12 protein-coding genes are annotated in these 19,046 nt (G+C 61.7%); 5 read left to right on the top strand and 7 right to left on the bottom strand.

The genetic code is table 11. The annotated features are described in order from the left end of the window. Nucleotides 1-136: 136 nt before the first annotated feature. Both J7E24_RS13905 and J7E24_RS13910 read left to right on the top strand, forming a co-directional pair. Entirely contained in the window at nt 137-4,045 is a 3,909-nt protein-coding gene (locus tag J7E24_RS13905; RefSeq protein ID WP_251047204.1) for a metallophosphoesterase, read from the top strand. 228 nt (nt 4,046-4,273) lie between these two features. Then, nucleotides 4,274-5,422, top strand: coding sequence for a DUF6268 family outer membrane beta-barrel protein (locus tag J7E24_RS13910; RefSeq protein ID WP_215138758.1), 1,149 nt, complete (start codon nt 4,274-4,276; stop codon nt 5,420-5,422). Between the two features lie 108 nt (nt 5,423-5,530). On the opposite strand, the gene ppk1 is transcribed toward J7E24_RS13910, so the two are convergent. The 5 genes from ppk1 to J7E24_RS13935 form a co-directional block, all read right to left on the bottom strand. Then, a complete protein-coding gene (ppk1, locus tag J7E24_RS13915) occupies nt 5,531-7,651 on the bottom strand; it encodes a polyphosphate kinase 1 (protein ID WP_215138759.1) in 2,121 nt (706 codons plus the stop codon). 90 nt (nt 7,652-7,741) lie between these two features. Then, the gene (locus J7E24_RS13920; protein WP_215138760.1) at nt 7,742-8,233 is read right to left on the bottom strand and encodes a SixA phosphatase family protein; all 492 of its coding nucleotides are present in this window, start codon (nt 8,231-8,233) and stop codon (nt 7,742-7,744) included. 166 nt (nt 8,234-8,399) lie between these two features. Beyond that, nucleotides 8,400-10,133 carry a GEVED domain-containing protein gene (locus J7E24_RS13925; RefSeq protein WP_215138761.1) on the bottom strand — a complete coding sequence of 578 codons (1,734 nt, stop codon included), beginning with the start codon at nt 10,131-10,133 and terminating at the stop codon, nt 8,400-8,402. Nucleotides 10,134-10,447: 314 nt separating this feature from the next. Continuing rightward, on the bottom strand, nt 10,448-11,797 hold the full coding sequence (hflX, locus tag J7E24_RS13930) for a GTPase HflX (RefSeq protein WP_215138762.1): 1,350 nt from the start codon (nt 11,795-11,797) through the stop codon (nt 10,448-10,450). A 186-nt stretch (nt 11,798-11,983) separates the two neighbouring features. After that, complete coding sequence (locus J7E24_RS13935; RefSeq protein WP_215138763.1) at nt 11,984-12,391, bottom strand: c-type cytochrome; 408 nt, start codon at nt 12,389-12,391, stop codon at nt 11,984-11,986. A 140-nt stretch (nt 12,392-12,531) separates the two neighbouring features. Between J7E24_RS13935 and J7E24_RS13940 the strand changes: the two genes are divergently transcribed. Together J7E24_RS13940 and rfbC are read left to right on the top strand one after the other, a co-directional pair. Continuing rightward, the gene (locus tag J7E24_RS13940; protein ID WP_215138764.1) at nt 12,532-13,662 is read left to right on the top strand and encodes a glycosyltransferase family 4 protein; all 1,131 of its coding nucleotides are present in this window, start codon (nt 12,532-12,534) and stop codon (nt 13,660-13,662) included. A gap of 52 nt (nt 13,663-13,714) precedes the next feature. Then, nucleotides 13,715-14,257 (top strand): dTDP-4-dehydrorhamnose 3,5-epimerase, encoded by a 543-nt coding sequence (rfbC, locus tag J7E24_RS13945; protein ID WP_215138765.1) that lies wholly within the window; start codon nt 13,715-13,717, stop codon nt 14,255-14,257. 173 nt (nt 14,258-14,430) lie between these two features. Here the strand turns inward: rfbC and J7E24_RS13950 are convergent, their stop codons facing one another. Continuing rightward, nucleotides 14,431-15,732 (bottom strand): UDP-N-acetylmuramoyl-tripeptide--D-alanyl-D-alanine ligase, encoded by a 1,302-nt coding sequence (locus tag J7E24_RS13950; RefSeq protein ID WP_215138766.1) that lies wholly within the window; start codon nt 15,730-15,732, stop codon nt 14,431-14,433. A 42-nt stretch (nt 15,733-15,774) separates the two neighbouring features. On the opposite strand from J7E24_RS13950, the gene J7E24_RS13955 reads away from it, so the two are divergent. Continuing rightward, a complete protein-coding gene (locus tag J7E24_RS13955) occupies nt 15,775-18,102 on the top strand; it encodes a T9SS type A sorting domain-containing protein (RefSeq protein ID WP_215138767.1) in 2,328 nt (775 codons plus the stop codon). A gap of 154 nt (nt 18,103-18,256) precedes the next feature. On the opposite strand, the gene J7E24_RS13960 is transcribed toward J7E24_RS13955, so the two are convergent. Next, the gene (locus J7E24_RS13960; protein WP_215138768.1) at nt 18,257-19,039 is read right to left on the bottom strand and encodes an amidohydrolase; all 783 of its coding nucleotides are present in this window, start codon (nt 19,037-19,039) and stop codon (nt 18,257-18,259) included. Nucleotides 19,040-19,046: the final 7 nt, after the last annotated feature.

The raw sequence follows: 19,046 nt of genomic DNA on the forward strand, positions 1-19,046 counted from the left end.
TAGGGCAGCACACCGGCCCGGCCCAAACAGCGTTTATGCCTTGTGTTGGGTAAGTTTACGGTCTTTTTTGTTGTTCAGCCTATAGCCGGCTCTGCCCGCTACGCCTGCCCCGACTTCGCACTCCCTGTTTTATTGTATGAATCGAAATTATCTGCTGCTGACTTTGCTGCTGGCCGTGTTCGGTGTTACGGCTCCGGCCCTGGCCCAGAAAAAGGCGAAGGCCCAGACGCCCCACCTCGAACGGCCCAACTACCGCGGGGCCGGTGTCAACTGGGAATCGAAAACTCCGCCTGATACCTCGCGCATCCGTTACTCCATGTTCCTGATTGGCGACGTGGGCAAACCCGAACTGGAGTCGAATGGCGGCGAGCCCTCACTCAACCTGATGCGCAAGCAGATTCTGGCGGCCGGAGCCAAAAGCTCCACCGTGTTTCTGGGCGACAATATCTACGAATACGGCTTACCGCCTGAGGGCCACTTCGACCGTAAGGAGTCGGAGCGCCGCATGGTGGGCCAGCTGAAAGCCCTGCGCGACTACGCAGGCGAGAAGTACATGATACCCGGCAACCACGACTGGAAGCAGGGCCAGCGCGGCAGCGTGGCGCAGGTAAACCGCGAGCAGCAGTTCGTAGAAGACTACCTGCGCTCCGATTCGGCCGCTTTCCCTTACACCGGCGACTTCTTTCTGCCCCGCGATGCCTGCCCCGGCCCGGTAGAAATTCGGCTGCAGGATGACTTGGTGATGATTGCCATCAACTCGCAGTGGTTTCTGCAGCCCGCCGGCGAACGGCCGGCCGGCGGCAACAGCAACTGCGGCGTGGCCAACGAAACCGACTTCTTCACTCGCCTCGAAGACATTATCCAGCGCAATGCCGGCAAAAATATTGTGGTAGTGGCCCACCACCCGCTGTACTCCGACGGTATTCATGGGGGCTACTTCACGCTCGGCGACCATATTTTCCCGCTCTCCATCGTTTTCAAGTACGCCTACCTGCCGCTGCCCGTTATCGGCTCCATCTACCCGTTTGCCCGCAAGTATGGCGGCGTCAGCCAGGACATTCCGCATCCGCTTTACCAGGCCTACAAAAAGGGCCTGATGGACATCTTCGAAAAGTACCCTAACATTGTATACGCCGCCGGCCACGAGCACAACCTGCAGTATTTCAAGGCGGGCACCCTCAACCACATCGTCAGCGGCTCGGGCTGTAAAACCCAGCACGTAAAGCCCGGCCCGGGCGGCACCGCCGAGTTTTCTGACAAGGAGAAAGGCTTTGCCCGCGTGAATTACTACGACAACGGCGAGGTGTGGGTGGAGTACTACGTGCCCGAGGGCACCGGCGACACCGGCCGCCTCGTGTTCCGTACGCCCATGTATGCCCGACAGGCCGAGGTGGCCGTGGCCGAGCAGCCCACTAACAGCCGGCCCGCCAACCGCCCCGATTACCGCGACTCGACCATTACGGTGGCCGTTAACCCGCGCTACGCCGACCGTGGCAAGTTTCATAAGTTTCTGTTTGGCGAGCACTACCGCAAAGAATGGGCTACGCCCGTTACGTTTCCGGTACTCGACCTGGCCACTGAGAAGGGCGGCCTGACGCCCTATAAAGTGGGCGGCGGCAAGCAGACCACTTCGCTGAAGCTGCGCAACGAAGAGGGCCGCCTGTTCAGCTTCCGCGGTATTGATAAGGACCCGGCGGCCGTGCTGCCAGCCGCGCTGCGCACCGGCGCGGCGGCCGATGTGCTGCAGGACCAGATTTCGGCCCAGCACCCGTACGCCGCCATTGCCCTGCCCCCCCTGGGCACGGCGGCCGGCATTCTGCACACCAACCCCGAGCTGCGCTACGTACCCCAGGACCCGCTGCTGGGCCAGTACCTGCCGCGCTTCGGCAACATCACGGGCACGCTCGAAGAGGATGCCAAGGACGACCAGAGCAACGTGGAAAGCCTCGACTTTGCCGAAAACCTGGTGGGCACCGACAAGGTGTTTGAGCGCATCACCGACGATAACGACAACAGCGTAAAGCAAGTAGCTTTTGCCCGCTCGCGCCTGTTTGACATGTGGATTGGCGACTGGGACCGGCACGAGGACCAGTGGCGCTGGGCCGAGAAAAAGGACAAGGATGGCGACCGGAAGTTTACGGCCGTGCCCGAAGACCGCGACATTGCCTTTTTCAAAGGCGACGGCCTGCTGCCCTACCTGGCCTCGCGCAAGTGGGCCATCCGCAACTTCCAGAACTTTGGCTACGACTACGCCGACTGGAAGGGCCTGAACCTGACGGCGCTGAGCAATGACCGTGTGTACCTGGCCGAAGTAACCAAGGAGGAGTGGGTAGAGCAGGCCCAGGAAATGAAGGCGGCCCTCACCGATAAGGTGATTGAGGACGCCATAAAGGGCCGCTTTCCGGCCGACATTTACGCCCTGCACGGGGCCGAAATTGTGGCCAAGCTGAAAAGCCGCCGCGACTTGCTACCCGAAGTGGCCGCCGACTACTCGGGCATGCTGAACAAGGTGGCCGAGGTAAAAGGCTCGAAGAAGCGCGAACGGTTTGTGGTGGAGCGCCTGCCCGGTAAAACCCGCGTTTCGGTGCAGAAAATAAACAAGGAGGGCGAGCTGACGAAGATGATTTTCGACCGCACCTTCGACAATCAGGAAACCAAGGAGCTGCGCTTGTACGGCTTTGCCGGCGAAGACCAGTACGAGCTGAGCGGCGACGTGAAGCAGGGCCCGCTCATCCGCATTATCGGCGGCATCGAGCGCGACTCGATTGTGGACCGCTCGAATGTGCGCGGGCTGGCCCACCGCCTGCAGGTGTTCGATGCCGACTCGGGCAACGTGATTGTGGCCGGCCCCGATGCCCGCCTGCGCCTGGAGCCCGGCCTCGACGTGAGCCGCTACGACGTGCACTCGCGCGCCGACCGCAAAGACTACACGCTCAACTACTTCGGCCCCACGCTGTACTTCGGTTACAACGTCGATGACCGGCTGTTTCTAGGTGGGGGCGCGGTATACCGTACCTATGGTTTCCGCAAGGAGCCCTACGCCAGCGAGCAGAGCCTGGCCGCCAACTACTCGCCTTCGCAAAGCGCCTACAACGTGCGCTATAAAGGCCACTTCGTCGACCTTATCGGCAAGCTTGACCTGCGGCTCGATGCGCAGCTGTACGGCCCCCAGCTGCTCTATAACTTCTTCGGCCTTGGCAACGACACGGAAAACGTTCTGGCCGACGACGAAGGCACGCGCAACCGCGACATCAACGACACGTACCGTATCCGCTTCTCGCGGCTGTATGTGAACCCCATGCTGGAAAAAGAAATCTTCAGCTTCCTCAAGCTCGGCTTCGGCCCGCAGTACGACCAGTTCCGGGTAGACCGCAACCAGATTGGCCGCCAGATAGCAGAGGGACTCGATGGGCAGAATAACGGACTGCCCGGTACTGCTGCCGTGGGCATTCGGGGCTCCGACTTCGGCCTCAACCGCTACCTGGGCGGCAAAGCCTACCTCAACCTCGATGTAGCCTCTTCACCCAAAAACCCACGTATCGGCCTACGCATCTACAACTCGGCCGAGTACAACCGCCAGATAGGCGGCGAGAAGCTAGCCTATAGCCGCCTGGCCACCGAGGCCCGGTTCTACCTGTCGCCCAACTTCCCGTTCCAGCTCACCTGGGCCGGCCGCATCGGGGCTACGCGCAACATCGGCGACTACCGCTTCTACCAGGCCAACACGCTGGGCGGCACCACCAACCTGCGCGGCTACCGCCGCACCCGCTACGCCGGCCGCTCGTCGGTGTTTGCCAATGGCGAGGTGCGCGTGCAGCTCTTCGAGTTCAACGCCTACCTGGTGCCGGGCAAATTTGGTATCCTGGGTCTGGCCGATGCCGCCCGGGTGTACTCGCCCTACGACGTGAAGACCGGTGCCAAAGCCTTCCACACGGCCTACGGCGGGGGCATATGGGTTGATGTGCTCAAGCAGGCCGTCATCAACGCCACCTACTCGGTTGGCGAGGAGAATCTGCTGTTCGTAGGCTTCGACTTCCTGTTTTAACTCCCGTCCACGCTGCTTCGGCGCTTATCCACTGTGCTGCTGCACTGGCAGCAACCCAAGGGCCTTATCCCGTACAAACGACGCGCTTTCAACGGCACTTCGGCGGGCTAAGGCCCTTGGTTTTGGGGTTACGCGCTGCCTTTTTTGCGGCCGATAGGCGTCCGGTGCTATCCTTTTGGCTGCCCGGTCCGTTAAGGCCCCTAACTACCCGTTCAGCGCCCTTGCTCTATGCCGTTTTTCTGCTCCCGCCCTCATGGGTTTTTTAGTTACCTCATTCCGGTTGCAGCCACGGCCCTTGTGCTGGCCGGTGGTGCGGCGCGAGCCCAGGTAAAGCCCTCCTCGCCAACCGTGTACCCGCCGCCAGCCCCCCTGATAACCGACACGCTGGCTGCCAACCAAGTGGGCGCAGCGCAGCGCTACGCTGTGCCTTCGGTTATTGGCATGGGGCCCAGCAAAGGGGTGGTAGCCCACATCGAAGGGCTGGCCAACTTCAACATCAAGTCGGACCTGCGGGACCGGGAACCGAATGAGAAAACCGAAAATACGGTAGTCAAGAACCGCCGGGCCTTCATCAAGGCCTATGCGCCGCTGCTCAACCGGCCCCGGCTCAAGCTTATTCTGGGCGTTAACTACGACCGTGAGGAGTTCAAGTTTGAAGACCCCAATCGTTCGGTGTTTTACCGCGACCTGGAAGATAAGGGCCTAAAAACACTGGGGGCCCAGCTGGCCGTTATCCGGCCCATTGATGAGGTTCACTGGTACCTGGCTCGGGTAAAGGGCGAGCTTAATGGTGACTACACATCGTCAGAGTTGTCGGTGTCCGACTACCTGAAGATGTCGGGCGAGTTTATTTATGGCTGGAAGCGCAGCCCCTCCTATGCCTGGGGCGTGGGTGCCCAGCTGGGCTACACCTTTGGTCGCCAGAGCCTGTACCCGGTTATTCTTTACAACCGCACGTTCAACCCGCGCTGGGGTGTCGAGGCACTGTTTCCGGCCCGTGTAACGCTGCGGCGCAATGTAGACTCCAAAACCCTGTTCTTTGGCGGCTACACTGTCGATGGTCTCAACTACAATATAAAGCTGCGTGAGCCGCTACGCGAGCTACAAACCCTCATCATCCGCCAGACGGAGCTGAAATTCCGGTTGCGGGCCGAGCGCGAGATTTACGATTTCCTGTGGGTTGGCCTGGAGGGTGGCTACCGCTATAACTACTCCTTCAATGCCTTCGACGAAGACAGCAACCGCCGCAACCTGTTTGGCATTGGCGGCGGCAACCGCGACAAAACGGTAGTCAATACGCTGGGCGGTGCTCCTTACCTGAGCGTAGAAGTATTCCTGGTTCCTCCACGCAAGCTACTCAACAAGATAAGCAAGTAGTCCAAACCGCGAATTGCAGCTTGTGAGGCCATCGGAAGAAAACCGAAGCGCCCCCTTGGCTTCCTGTATGCAGGAAGCCAAGGGGGCGCTTCGGTGGTTGTGGCGGGTTTACTTCGGAGCCTTTTTTGGAGTAGCCGGACGCTTGCGGGCCGGACGGCCCAGGGCCGCGAGGTAGGCATAGGTCTCAAACTGAGCCCGCACCTCGCCCTCGGCAGCAGCGGCCTCCTGGGTGGGGCCCACAAAGTTGTTCTGCCAGTCGCGCGATTTCACGCTGTCCTGGCGCTGCAGGTTGAGCAGGTCGAGCAGCTCGGCCCGCAAGTCAGGGTCCAGGATGGGGAAGGCTACTTCTACCCGGCGGTCGAGGTTGCGGTTCATCCAGTCGGCCGACGCCACGTACAGCTTCTCGTCGCCGCCGTTGCCAAACACATACATGCGGGCGTGCTCCAGAAACCGGTCGACGATGCCGCGCTGCTGGATGTTGGTGCTCTGGCCGGGCACACCGGGTAGCAGGCACGAAATGCCTCGAATCAGCAACTCGACGCGCACACCGGCTTCGGAGGCTTCGTAAAGCTTGCCAATCATACGCTCATCCTGCAAAGCATTCAGCTTGAGAATAATGTAGGCCTCTTTCCCTTTCCGGGCCAGCTTGATTTCGTGGTCGATGAGGGCGTTGAGTTGCTGGCGTAGTTCGAAGGGGGCCACCAGCAAGTGCCGGAACTGGCCGGTTTTGTCGAGGTGGTCGTGGAAGTAGCGGAACACTTCAGCCACCTCGCGGGTAATCTCGGGGTGGGCCGTAAACAGCCCGTAGTCGGCGTATACCTCGCTGGTGGCCTCGTTGAAGTTGCCCGTGCTTAGGTAGGCATACAGGCGGTTGTGCTCCTCTTCGGCCCGGGTAATGAGCAGCATTTTGCTGTGCACTTTCAGGCCGGGAACCCCATAAATGACGTTGGCTCCGGCTTTCTGCAGCTTCTCGGCCCAGAACATGTTGCTTTCCTCGTCGAAGCGGGCCTTCAACTCGACTATCACCGTTACCTGCTTGCCGTTTTTGGCCGCCTTCAGCAGGGCCTTGGCCACTGCACTCTTGCCACCCACGCGGTAGAGCGTAATGCTGATGTCGCTCACCTGCGGGTCGCGGGCAGCCTCATTCAGCAAGCGCGTTACGTAGTCGAACGACTGGTAGGGCGGGTGCAGCAGGTGGTCGCGGCGGGCCGTGGCGGCCAGCAACGAGCCAGTGCGCGGCAGCGTGGGGTGCGGCAGCGGTGGCATGGGCGCGTACTGCAGGTGGGGCAGGCCGAAATCGGGAAAGCCGAAAAAGTCGCGGAAGTTGTGGTAGCGGCTGCCTTCTACCAGCTCTTCCTTGCCAATGCCGGTTTTCCGCTCGATGGCCTGCAATATGGCCTCGGGCATGGCCGGGTCGTAGAGCAGGCGGGCCGGAAAGCCGGTGGCACGCTTCTGCAGGCTGCTTTTGATTTTGGCCAGCAGGTTATCCGATACTTCCTCGTCGATGTCGAGCTCGGCATCGCGCGAGAGCTTGAGCGCGTGCACCTGCACCTTGCCGTAGCTGGGGTACAGCGCGGCCGCGCAGCAGCGAATTACGTCGTCGAGGAACATCACGTAGTGCTCGGTGCCCACATCGGGCAGGCGCACAAACCGGCCGCCGTGGCGCTTGGTGGGCAGCTCCATGGCCAGCACACGCTCCTCGTCGTGCTTTTGGGGGTTGTGCGGCTCGGTCAGGTAAAAGGTCAGGTACACGCTCTGGTCGCGCAGAAACAGGTGGTGCAGGTTGTCGTCGAGGATGATGGGCGAAAGTAAGTCGCGCACGTTTTCCTCAAAATACTGCTTCACCCAGGTACGCTGCTCGGCTGTAAGGTCGTGCTCCGTAATCAGGTGGATATGCTCGCGGCCCAATTCGGGCAGAATATGGTTGCGGAAGGTGTCGCCGAACGCCTGCTGCTGGCGGCCTACTTCAGCCAGCACCTCGCTCAACTGCTCGGCAGGGTCCTGGCCCAGCTTGGCTTTTGTTTTTTTCTTGAGCTTGCTGAGCCGGCGCAGCGTGGCCACCCGCACCTTAAAATACTCATCGAGGTTGCTGCTGAAAATGGCCAGAAACTTCAGCCGCTCCAGCAAGGGCACAGCGGGGTCCTGCGCTTCCTGCAGTACCCGGCGGTTGAAAGTAAGCCAGCTGATTTCCCGGTTTAATAGTTGCGGCTGGGACGATTTATTGGTCATTTCTTCGGGGGCTGGTGGTCGGTAGCAGGCATTTTCCTGCCTGAATTTATGCTGCTGCCTATGTGCGAAAAGCCAATAGTGCAGAAAGGCCTAATAATTTTTAGGCTTATCAAAGAAGTAGTACTCCGACTTGGCGCGGTCAATATCGGCCCAGTGTTCCACGCTGAACTTAAGACACACGATGGCCGAAGTGGGCATGGAAGGAATGGGGCTGGGCGAAAGCAGGTTGGCAAAATCGGTGAGCGTATTGTTATGGCCCACCAGCAGCACTTCGTCGGCCGCATCGGGCAGGCCCTGCACAATGGCCAGCAGGTCGACCACTTCGGCCTCGTAAATGGCATCAATCACCTGCAGCTTTTCGGGCGGCAGGCTCAACGCCTCGGCCACCAGCGCCGCCGTACTCAGGGCCCGCACCGCCGGCGACGACACCAGCAAGTCGAGCCGGACACTGCGCTCGGCCAGGGCCCGGCCCATCAAAGGGGCTTCGTCGCGGCCCCGGTCGTTGAGCGGGCGCTCCTGGTCGTTGAGCATATCGAAACTCCAGCTCGATTTGGCATGGCGCATCAGGTACAGCGTTTTCATAGGAGCGCAACAGTTAGGGTGGCAGGCCTCTTTACTACGAGCGGCACAAAAGGTTATGCCCTGGCCGGCCCGGCAGCAGCGGCAGGTTGGCCGCCCGTAAAGCAACCGCCCCCTTCCTGTTCTACCAGGAAGGGGGCGGTAAGGCAGGCAGCTTATTAAGCCAGGCCTACTCTTTCACGAAACGCTGGTGCGACACTTGCTGCCCGTCGGAGATACGTAGCAGATAGATGCCTTTGGCCAGGTTACCAACGTGGAGCATGCGACCCTCGAAGCGGGCAGTTTTCATTTCTGCGCCGCGCATGTCGTATACACTTACCGACACGGCCCGGGCATCAATGGTGGTGGGTATTTCGATGTTGAGCACGTCGGTAGCCGGGTTGGGGTACACGCGGTAGCCCGCCTGCTCAACCGTTGCCATCTGGCGGGCCGTACCACCCGTGATGTTCACGGTATAGTCTTCGGTTTCGCCGTAGCTGAAGTTGTTGCAGCTGGTGGTGGCGGCGTTGTCGCTCATGGTTACCCGCATGCGGGTGCTACCGGTTTTGGCTGAGGCTGGTACCGTGAAGGTGGCCGACAGCGTGCCGGCACTCGAGGAGGAGCCTGATACTACCGTTTCGCCAGCGTCAGTAAAGTCGCCATCCCGGTTGTAGTCGATGTATACGCGCCAGTTTTCGGTGTAGGCCGTCGAGGCGAATCCAGCCGAGAAGTTGATGGTCTGCGACGAGCCAGCGGCAATGGTTGTGCTGGTAGCCGTGCCGTCGTAATAGCCGGCGTTGGCACCCGAGGTCCGGTTGATGGTGCCCAGCTTCACGAGGTCAATCCACTCGTAGCTGACATTGGTGCCTTTGCTGGCGCAGTACGTTACGCTCGGCGGCGTAACGGGTGGCGGCGTAGTGCCACCTCCGGGGGCCGTATCACCGTTCGAGGTGAGCAGCGAAGCGCGGGCACCGCCGCTGGCAAACAGCGCGTTCATCCGCGACGACTGGCCGGTAGAGAACATATACATGCAGGCGTCGTCGGTGTAGTCCATGTAGTTCATGAACATGTCGCCGTTGGGGCCGTTGGAGCAGGTAACTTTCGGAAACGACGGGCAGCCCCCGTTGCTGGTTTGCTGCGTAGGCGTGTCGCTCACCAGGTCGTTGCCGCAGTTGGCATCACCCCAAATGTGGCGCAGGTTCAGCCAGTGGCCCACTTCGTGGGTGGTGGTACGGCCCTGGTTGAAGGGGGCCGCCGACGAGCCGCCGCGGCCGAAACCGGTAGTGGTTACCACTACGCCATCGGTGCTGGCGGAGCCGCCCGGAAACTGCGCGTAGCCCAGCAGGCCACCGCCCAGCTTACCCACCCACAGGTTGAGGTACTGTCCGGCGGGCCAGGCATTGAGGCCCCCGGTAGCCGTGCTCTTTATCCGGTCGTCGCTCGACCAGCTGGTAATCGAGGTTTGCTTGCGCTGAATGCCCGTAGTGGCGTTGCCGTTGGGGTCGCGCTTAGCCAGCACAAACTGAATGCCCACATCGGCCACCCGCGAAGCAAAAGCCGAAGGCACTTTGCTCACGTCAGCGTTGAGCTTGTTGAAGTCTTCGTTCAGTACGGCAATCTGCGAGGCAATCTGCGCGTCGGAAACGTTCTGCGAAGCCGTGTTGTAGAGCACGTGCACTACCACCGGAATCGTGACAACGGCCGTAGTCCGGTTGGCTACCGGGTTATCGGTAAACGACTGCGTTTGGGCCTCAATGCCTGCCAGACGAATGGCCATTCCAGGATCGGCAGCGAGCTGTCGCTCCAGCACTTCCATGGTCGCGCAGTCGCGCTTGGTGGGCAGCGCCTCCTGTTGGGCCCAGGCCTCAGCCGTGACGCCCAAACCCAGCAGGCTCAGAAACAACGAGTAAATGTTCTTCTTCATATAATGGGGGTTGAATGAAAAGAAGTAGGTGAAAAAGGTGCTTGGTTGAAAAAGACAGTTCGCAGGGCCTAAACTATTCAATTAATTGCAATTACATCAGTGTTTAATTGTTATTAATTCAAAATGATGTCCTAAGCGCTTGTAACGCCATTTTACAATCAACCCTTAAAAGCACAATACCCGCTCCGGCAAGTCGGAACGGGTATTGTGCTTTTAAGAAGACACTGAGTGCCTGCAGAATCATTGTTACCAAACCGACTTTCGGTTTAGCACCAGTGACTAACAGAGCCCAGGGCGAGGGGTATACTACGTACTTATTCCTGCCAGCCTTCGTCGTCGCGCACGGGGTGCACGGCCGGGTACCGCTCGTTGTGTATAGCGGCCACCAGTTTCACCAGGCGCGCCCGCAACTCGTCGAGGTTGGTGCGGTCGAGGGCCGAAATGAACTCTACCTTGTTGTGCAGCTTGGCCATGTAGGTGGCCCGCAGCTGCTCGAGGGTAGGCCGCGGGGCCGGGGCATTCTCGTCGGCGTTCATGCCCTCAAAACCGTCGTGGTAGGCCGCCTCGCCGGTGTCGTACTGGTCAATTTTATTGAACACGACCAGCACCGGCTTCTCGCCGGCCCCAATGTCCTTGAGCGTATCCTCGACTACTGCCATGTGCTCCTCAAAGCTCTGGTGCGAAATATCGACCACATGGACCAGCAAATCGGCCTCCCGTATCTCATCGAGCGTGCTTTTGAAGCTCTCGATAAGACGGGTAGGCAGCTTGCGAATGAAACCTACCGTGTCGGAAAGCAGGAACGGCACGGTGTCGAGCACCACCTTGCGCACCGTGGAATCGACGGTGGCGAAAAGCTTGTTTTCGGCGAATACATCGGCGCGACTCAGCTGATTCATAATCGTGCTCTTGCCCACGTTGGTGTAACCCACCAGCGCCACGCGCACCATGCCGCCGCGCGATTTGCGCTGGGTCTGGCTCTGGCGGTCGAGGTCTTTGAGGCGCTCTTTGAGGAAGGCAATCCGGTCGTTGACCACCCGGCGGTCCGTCTCAATCTCAGTTTCACCCGGTCCGCGCTGCGAAACGCCACCGCCGCGCTGCTTGTCGAGGTGGCTCCAGAGGCCCGTGAGGCGGGGCAGCAGGTACTGGTACTGGGCCAGTTCTACCTGGGTCTGGGCGGTGGCCGATTTAGCGCGCCGGGCGAAAATATCGATAATCAGCAGGCTGCGGTCCACGATTTTCACCTTCAGCTCGGCCTCCAGGTTGCGCAGCTGCGAGGGCGAGAGGTCGTCGTCGAATATCACCATGCTGGCCCCCGAGTGCTCCACGTAGGCTTTGATTTCGGCCAGCTTGCCTTCGCCCACAAACGTGCGGGTATCGGGCTTGTCGAGGCGCTGCACGAAGCGGTGCACCACGATGGCGCCGGCCGTTTCGGCCAGAAAGGCCAACTCGTCGAGGTATTCGGTGGTCTGGGCTTCGGCCTGGCGTTTATTGGGCACAGCTACCAGCACGGCCGTTTCCTCGTCTACACTGGTGTCGTAGGTGCCATTTTCGGCGGCCTTGGTGAGGATGCGACCCACCCGGCCCTTCACGCCATCTACGGCGCCGTGATGACGGGTGCTGTTCTGGTCTTTGCGGCCCTTGGAAGTCGGTTTATTTGCCATTGGTATAGCGTAATCAAAAGGAAAGAAAGGAGGTGCGGAGCCGGCTATAGCACCGGCAGGCGGCACTCGATGTTCTGCAACGATACGCGCAATCCGAAGCTTTGCGCGCCATGCCGGCAGCCCTGAGATATGTAACGCAGTTTGGCCACAAAAGGGCGCAACTTGTGTTTCAGCTTACTTGTTGCCCTACTTCAGCGTGAGCGAGTAGGCCACTACCTGCGCAATCTGCTCGTCGGTCAGCTGGCCCTTGAAACCAGGCATTACACCCGAAACGGAGCCGTTTACCACCATGTAGGTCCGACCGGCAGCATTGAGGTTGCTCTTAGTCAGGTCGCGGGCGCCGTTAACGCCCAACTTGCCGTTGGCCCCGTGGCAGATGGCGCAGTTCTGGATGAAAAGCGCCTGCCCGGCCGCCAGCACGGCCGCATCGGCCCCGGCCGGCGCTTCGGTGGCAGCCGCAACGGGCGGAATGGGAGGCAGCGGCTTGGTGGCAGCAGTTTCAGAGGCGTCGGTGGCCGGGCTGCAGGCGTTGAGCAGCAGTGCGGCTACCAACAACACTGCCGGGCGGATAAGTACGGAAAGAACTGAGAGCATAGACAAAGATACGCCGGAGCCGGGCAGCAGGCACTGGCCGAAACCGGGAGGCCGGGGCCGCCGTAACCGCGCCTGCGGCCGTCACTGCCCCTGTGCCCCGACCGCGTACCTTTACCGCTCAAGTCTATCCTTCTTGCCGAATGCGCGTCGCCATCGTTATTAATACCGCCTGGAACATCTGGAACTTCCGCCGCAGCCTGGTGCAGGCCCTGCAGGCCGCCGGCCACGAGGTGCTGGCCATCGCGCCACCCGATGCCTACTCGCAGCGGCTGGAAACCGAGTTGGGCTGCCGCTTCGTGCCCATTCTGATGGAGAACAAGGGCACCAACCCGCTGAAAGATGCCGCCCTGACGCGCCGCTTTTACCAGCTCTACAAGCGCGAGCAGCCCGACGTGGTGCTTCATTACACCATCAAGCCCAACATTTACGGCACGCTGGCGGCGCGGCTGGCCGGCATTCCGAGTGTGAACAACGTGTCGGGCCTGGGCACGGTGTTTATCGTAAAAAACCTGGTGAGCAAGGTGGCGCTGGGCCTCTACAAGTTCGCGTTTCAGTTTCCGAAGCGCGTGTTTTTCCAGAACGATGACGACCGGCAGCTGTTCATCAGCAACGGTCTGGTGGATGCCGCCAAAACTGACCTGCTGCCCGGCTCTGGTGTGGATATTACGCGCTTTAAGCCCGCCCCGCAGTTCAGCCGCAACGCGCCGTTCGTGTTTCTGATGATTGCGCGGGTGCTCTACGAAAAGGGCGTGGAGGAATACTTTGAGGCGGCCCGGCTGGTGCGCGAGGCCGTGCCCGGTACGCGGGTGCAGCTGCTGGGCGGCATTGATGAAAGCGGCGGTGTGGGCGTGAAGCGGGCGCTGTTCGAGCAGTGGCTGGCCGCCGGCCACGTCGAGTACCTGGGCACCTCCGACAACGTGGCCGAACTGCTAACCCAGGCCGATTGCGTGGTGCTGCCCTCCTACCGCGAAGGCACGCCCAAAACCCTGCTCGAAGCCGCCGCCATGGGCAAGCCCATTGTAACCACCGACGTGCCCGGCTGCCGCGAAACGGTGGTAGACGGCCAGAATGGGCTACTTTGCCAGGTGCGCGACGCCCCCGACCTGGCCGCCAAGATGCTACAGGTGCTACGATTGTCCAGTGCCGATTTGGAGCAGATGGGCCGCGCCGGCCGCCAGCTGGCCGTAACCAAGTTCGACGAGCAGCTGGTACTCGATAAGTATTTGGCCGTGGTAAATGAAGTAGGCAAAAGCCGCGCCGGCCGCCGGTAAATCTGCCTAACTTGCGGGCCGAAAGTGGCTACCGCCAGCAAAACAGCACTCTATGGAGTTTACGTATTTTGATATTCCGGGCGTAGTCGAAATCCAGCCCCGGGTGTTTGGTGATGCCCGCGGGGCGTTTTTTGAGTCGTTCAGCGCCGAGAAAATGGCCGCGGCGGGCATCGTGGGCAACTGGGTGCAGGACAACCAGTCGCGCTCCGACCGGGGCGTGGTGCGGGGCCTGCACTTTCAGCAGCCACCCCACGCTCAGGCCAAGCTCGTGCGCGTAGCCGCCGGCCGCGCCCTCGACGTTATCGTGGATATCCGCCGCGACTCGCCCACCTACGGCCAGCACCTGTCGGTGGTGCTCGATGCCGAGCGGTTCAATATGCTTTACGTGCCCGTTGGCTTCGCCCACGGCTTCACGGCCCTCGAAGACGGCACACTCTTTCTCTATAAGTGCACCGACTATTACGCCCCGCACTCGGAGGGCGGCCTGCTCTGGAACGACCCGGCCCTGAACATCGACTGGGGTGTTTCCAACCCTACCATCTCGGCCAAAGACCAAGTACTACCCTCGCTGGCCGATTTCAACAGCCCCTTCTGATCACGGATTAGCACGGATTTTAGCGGATTTCACGGATTTTGTAGTCGGCGCGACTAGCACGTTCTATTGGCCGTGTCATCCTTAAAAACACCAAGGCCACCTCAACTTGGGGTGGCCTTTTTTAATCGACTACAAAATCCGTGAAATCCGCTAAAATCCGTGCTAATCCGTGATCAGAGCAGTTCTACCAGCGTTTCTAGGCCCATGCCGCGGGAGCCTTTCACCAGCACTTGGCGGTTGGTCAGCGGGTTGGCACGCAGCCAGGCTGCGGCCTCGGGCTTGGTGGCAAAGTGCAGCATGCTGGAGTCGAGGGCAGCGGCCTGGGCCAGTTCGGGGCCGATGAGGATGACAGTGCCGAATGGCAGGCCCTGCACCAGGCGGCCCAGTGAGCGGTGCTCGTCTTCGCTCTCGGTGCCCAGCTCGAACATGTCGCCGAGGATAACCACTTTAGCCGCCGGGTCGCCGGGGCGGGCCGCGAAGCTGCCCAGGGCGGCGGCCATGCTGCTGGGGTTGGCATTGTAGGCATCGAGCACCAGCTCGTTGCGGCTGGTGCGCACCTGCTGCGAGCGGTTGTTGCTGGGCTCGTAGGCGGCCAGCGCACCGGCAATGGCCGCGGCCGGTACCCCAAAGTAGGCCCCTACCGCAGCGGCGGCGGCCAGGTTGGCAAAATTGTAGCCGCCCGTAATCTTTGCTTCCACTACCTGGCCGTCGTAGAGCTCCATACGTACCGCGGGGGCCGCGCCAAGCAGCCGGGCGGGGTAGGTGTCGGTGGGGCCGGGGTAAGTTACGCGCTCGACTACCGGGGCGGCCAGGCCCGGCAGGCGGGCATCGAGCGTGTTTACGAAAGCCGTGCCGCCCACCTGCTCCAGAAACCGGAACAACTCGCCCTTGCCTTTGGCAATGCCCTCCACCCCGCCAAAGCCTTCGAGGTGGGCCTTGCCGATGTTGGTGATGAGTCCGTGCGTAGGCTCGGCCAGCCGACACAGCTCCTCAATTTCGCCCTGATGGTTGGCCCCCATCTCGACGATGGCCAGCTCGTGCGCGCCGGGCCGGATACTGAGCAGCGTAAGTGGAACCCCAATGTGGTTGTTGAGGTTGCCTTTCGTGTACTGTACCCGGAACCGCCGGCTAAGCACAGCCTGCACCAGTTCTTTGGTGGTGGTTTTGCCGTTGGAGCCCGTAATGGCCAGTACGGGCATAATCAGTTGGCGCCGGTGGTGCAGGGCCAGCTGTTGTAAAGCGGCCAGCGGATCGGGCACGTAGGTGTAGCGGGCCGGTTCGGAAGCGGCCAGGTCGGCATCATCTGTCACGGCGAAGCGGGCCCCTTTAGCTAAGGCTTGCGGCGCGAAGTCGCGGCCCCGGAAATTGGGGCCGTTGAGGGCGAAGAACAGCGTGCCATCCTGCGGCTGGCGCGTGTCGGTGCTGACGGCTGATGCTTGCTGGAAGCGGGCGTAGAGGGCCGCGAGGTCTGCCATGCGGTTTGTACCTAAATTTAGAAGCTAAACGAAAATCCGCCCATGACTATTTTTTCTCCGAAAAACCGGAACTGGCTGCTGGGGCTGGCCGTGGTGGTACTAGCCGGCGCAAATCAGGCTGTGGCCCAGCAGAGCGCCGGGTTCGGCTTCGAGTTCCGGCCGGTGGCAAAAGTAGTGCAGGGCGGCGACACGTTGCGCCAGGCCTGGGCGGGCGGGCTCCACTCGCCCCAGTTTTCCAACCTCGACCTCAACGCCGACCAGCAGCCCGACCTATTGGTGTTCGACCGCATCAGCAACCGGGTACTTCCGTTTCTGAACGTGGCCGCGGCTGGCGGCCGGGCCTGGCTTTTCGCTCCCGAGTATGCCGCCCTGTTCCCACAGGGCCTACGCAGCTGGGTGCTGCTGCGCGATTACGACTGCGACGGCCGGCCCGACCTGTTTACGGCCGACGAGCGGGGCAGCAACATCCGCGTGTTCCGCAACGAGCCCGACGCGCAGGGCCGACCGGCTTTCCGGCTCATAACCACGGTGCTCACATATTTCGCGCCCAGCATCGGCGGCAACATTAATATTGCCGTGGGCGGCGACAACATGCCGGCCATTGAAGACGTGGACGGCGACGGCCGCCTCGACATTGTAACTACCGAATTCGGCACCAACACGCCGAGCCTGTACCTGTACCGCAACACCAGCACCGCGGCCTGCGGAGGCCTGAGCTTCGGGCTGGGCTCCGACTACTGGGGCGGCGTACGCATCTGCGGCCACGGCTGCGGCGGCTTTACCTTCGCCCCCGACCAGTGCCGGCCCGCCCCACTGCGGCCCACCCACAACACGGGCTACAATCTGGCCGTGTTCGACGTGGATGGCGACGGCCGCGCCGACCTGCTGACCGGCCGTACCAACTGCGCCGAAGTAACGGTGCTGCGCAACGAGGGCAGCGCCCAGCAGGCGCAGTTTACGGCCGCCGGCCTGAACGCGCCCGCTCCCTTCAATGGCCAGGCCCCGCGAGTGCCCAACCTGCCCGCCGCCTACCCCGCCGACGTGAACTTTGATGGCCGCCCCGACCTGCTGCTGGCCCCCAATCTGTTCGACAACCGCGACAACGACGACACCGTGGATACCCGCAACGCGGTGCAGCTCTACCGCAACACCGGCGCGGCCACCGGCCCTAAGCTGACCCGTGAGCCAGCCGGGTTTCTGCACCCCGATATGCTGGACGTGGGCGAACAAGCCGCCCCGACCTTCGCCGACCTCGATGGCGACGGGCTGACCGATATGCTGGTAGGTAGCCTCAACCGTCCCGATGGCGGCGGGCTTTTCCGGGCGGCGCTGCGCTACTACCGCAACGTAGGTACCCACCAGAAACCGGTTTTTGAGTTACTTGATGCCGACTACCTGGGCCTGAGCCGCCGTAAGCTGGCCGCGCTGCGCCCGGTACTGGCCGACCTCAACGAAGACGGCCAGCCCGACCTGCTGTATTCCTCCTTCAGCCTGAAAGGTGGGGGCGGCACCATAAGCTACCTGCTGAACACCGCCGCGGCCAGCCAGCCGGCGACCTTCAACTTGGAGGCAACTGTGGAGTTGCCCAACCTACCAAACCAGCGTTACACCATGCCCGCTGTGGCCGATGTGGATGGCGACGGCCACCCCGATTTGCTGCTGGGCGTAACGGGCGCTTCGGCGGCCTTTCCGGGCGGGCCGCTGCGCTACTACCGCAACTCGGGCACCGGCGAGCTACGCCAGCGTTTCCGCCTCGAAAACAACGACTACGGCCAGCTGCGCAATCCTGATGGCACATTGCCCGGCTTTCTGAGCCCGGTGGTGGCCGATTTCGACCGTGACGGTCGCCCCGACCTGCTCACGGCCGCCACTGACGGCACCGTTCAATTCTTTACTGACTTGCGCACCCAGCCCGCCACGTTTGCGGGCCGCACCAACATCGTCTTCAATCCCCTCAACCAGCAGCTGGAAGCAGCCCGCTGGGGCGGCTCGTTTGATATGCGCCTGGTGCCAGCCGCTGCCGATGTAAACGGCGACGGGGTGCCGGAGCTGTTTCTGGGCCAGGAAACCGGCGGCATCAGTTCATTTGTGGGTCGTGGTGGCTTAATCACTTCCTCCCCTGCCCCAGTGATTCGCTCCGGCCCCGAGGTGCGCGTGTATCCGAACCCCGCCACCGCCCAGGCTACCGTAGAAGCCACCGAACCCGTCCGCCTGACGGTGCTCGACCTGCTGGGCCGCACAGTGCGCCCCCAAACGCGGCCCGCCCGCGTACACCAGGTGTCGGTGGCAGGCCTGGCCGCCGGCCTGTACCTAGTGCGCTGCCAGAACGAAGCTGGCACTGTGCGCGTGCAGCGGCTGGAAGTGAAGTAGGGCGCTATTGAGTTCAAGCTCGGGAGTGTAGTAGTAACGAGGCTTGCTCCTAACCTCCCGCGCAACGATTCAAAGCCGCACAGTTCTGGCGGCGGGCGGGGACAAGCCCCGCCCCTACACCGTTTCAGCAAACCCTGGGTACCAGAGTGCCACCTTAGCTACACAGTTCAAACGCGTCGGCATCCTGCAAAGCAGGGAAGCGCTGCCGGAACTCCAGCAGCTCGTCGCGGCGCAAGGTGCGGGTAATGGTGGTGGCTTGGTTGCCGACTTCAACCAGGTACTCGCCGCGCATATCGACGAGGGCTGAGTCGCCGGCATAGTCGGCACCGTTGCCGTCGCGGCCGATGCGGTTGACGCCCATGGTATAGGCCACATTTTCGATGGCCCGGGCCCGGAGCAGCGCTATCCAGGCACCGCGGCGGGCAGCGGGCCAGTTGGCGGTGTACAGCAGCAGGTCGTAGGGCGCGGCCGGGTTGTTGCGGCTCCAGACGGGGAAGCGCAGGTCGTAGCACACCAGCGGGCAGATGCGCCAGCCCCGCCACTCCTCAATCAGCCGCGCCATGCCGGCCTCGTACACGGTATGCTCGCCGGCCATGGTAAAGCGGTGGCGCTTGTCGTAGTAGCTCCACGAGCCATCGGGGCGCACCCACAGCAGCCGGTTGAAGTACTGTCCACTCTCCTCCACCATTAGGCTGCCGGTTACTACGGCATCGTGGGTGGCGGCCAGCTGCTGCATCCAGGCCAGGGTGGGGCCGTTGGTGGGCTCGGCCAGCCCCTGCGGCGTCATACTGAAACCGGTCGTGAACATTTCGGGCAGCACCAGCAGGTCGGTGGGCACCGAAATGGTAGCCGCCTGACGCTCTAAGTGTTGCCGGTTGGCCTCCGGATCGTGCCATTGAAGGCTGGCCTGGATGAAGGAAACAGTGAGATTGGACAAGGCAAAG

It is taken from the genome of Hymenobacter sp. ISL-91 (genome assembly GCF_018613725.1).
Taxonomy (GTDB): Bacteria; Bacteroidota; Bacteroidia; order Cytophagales; family Hymenobacteraceae; genus Hymenobacter.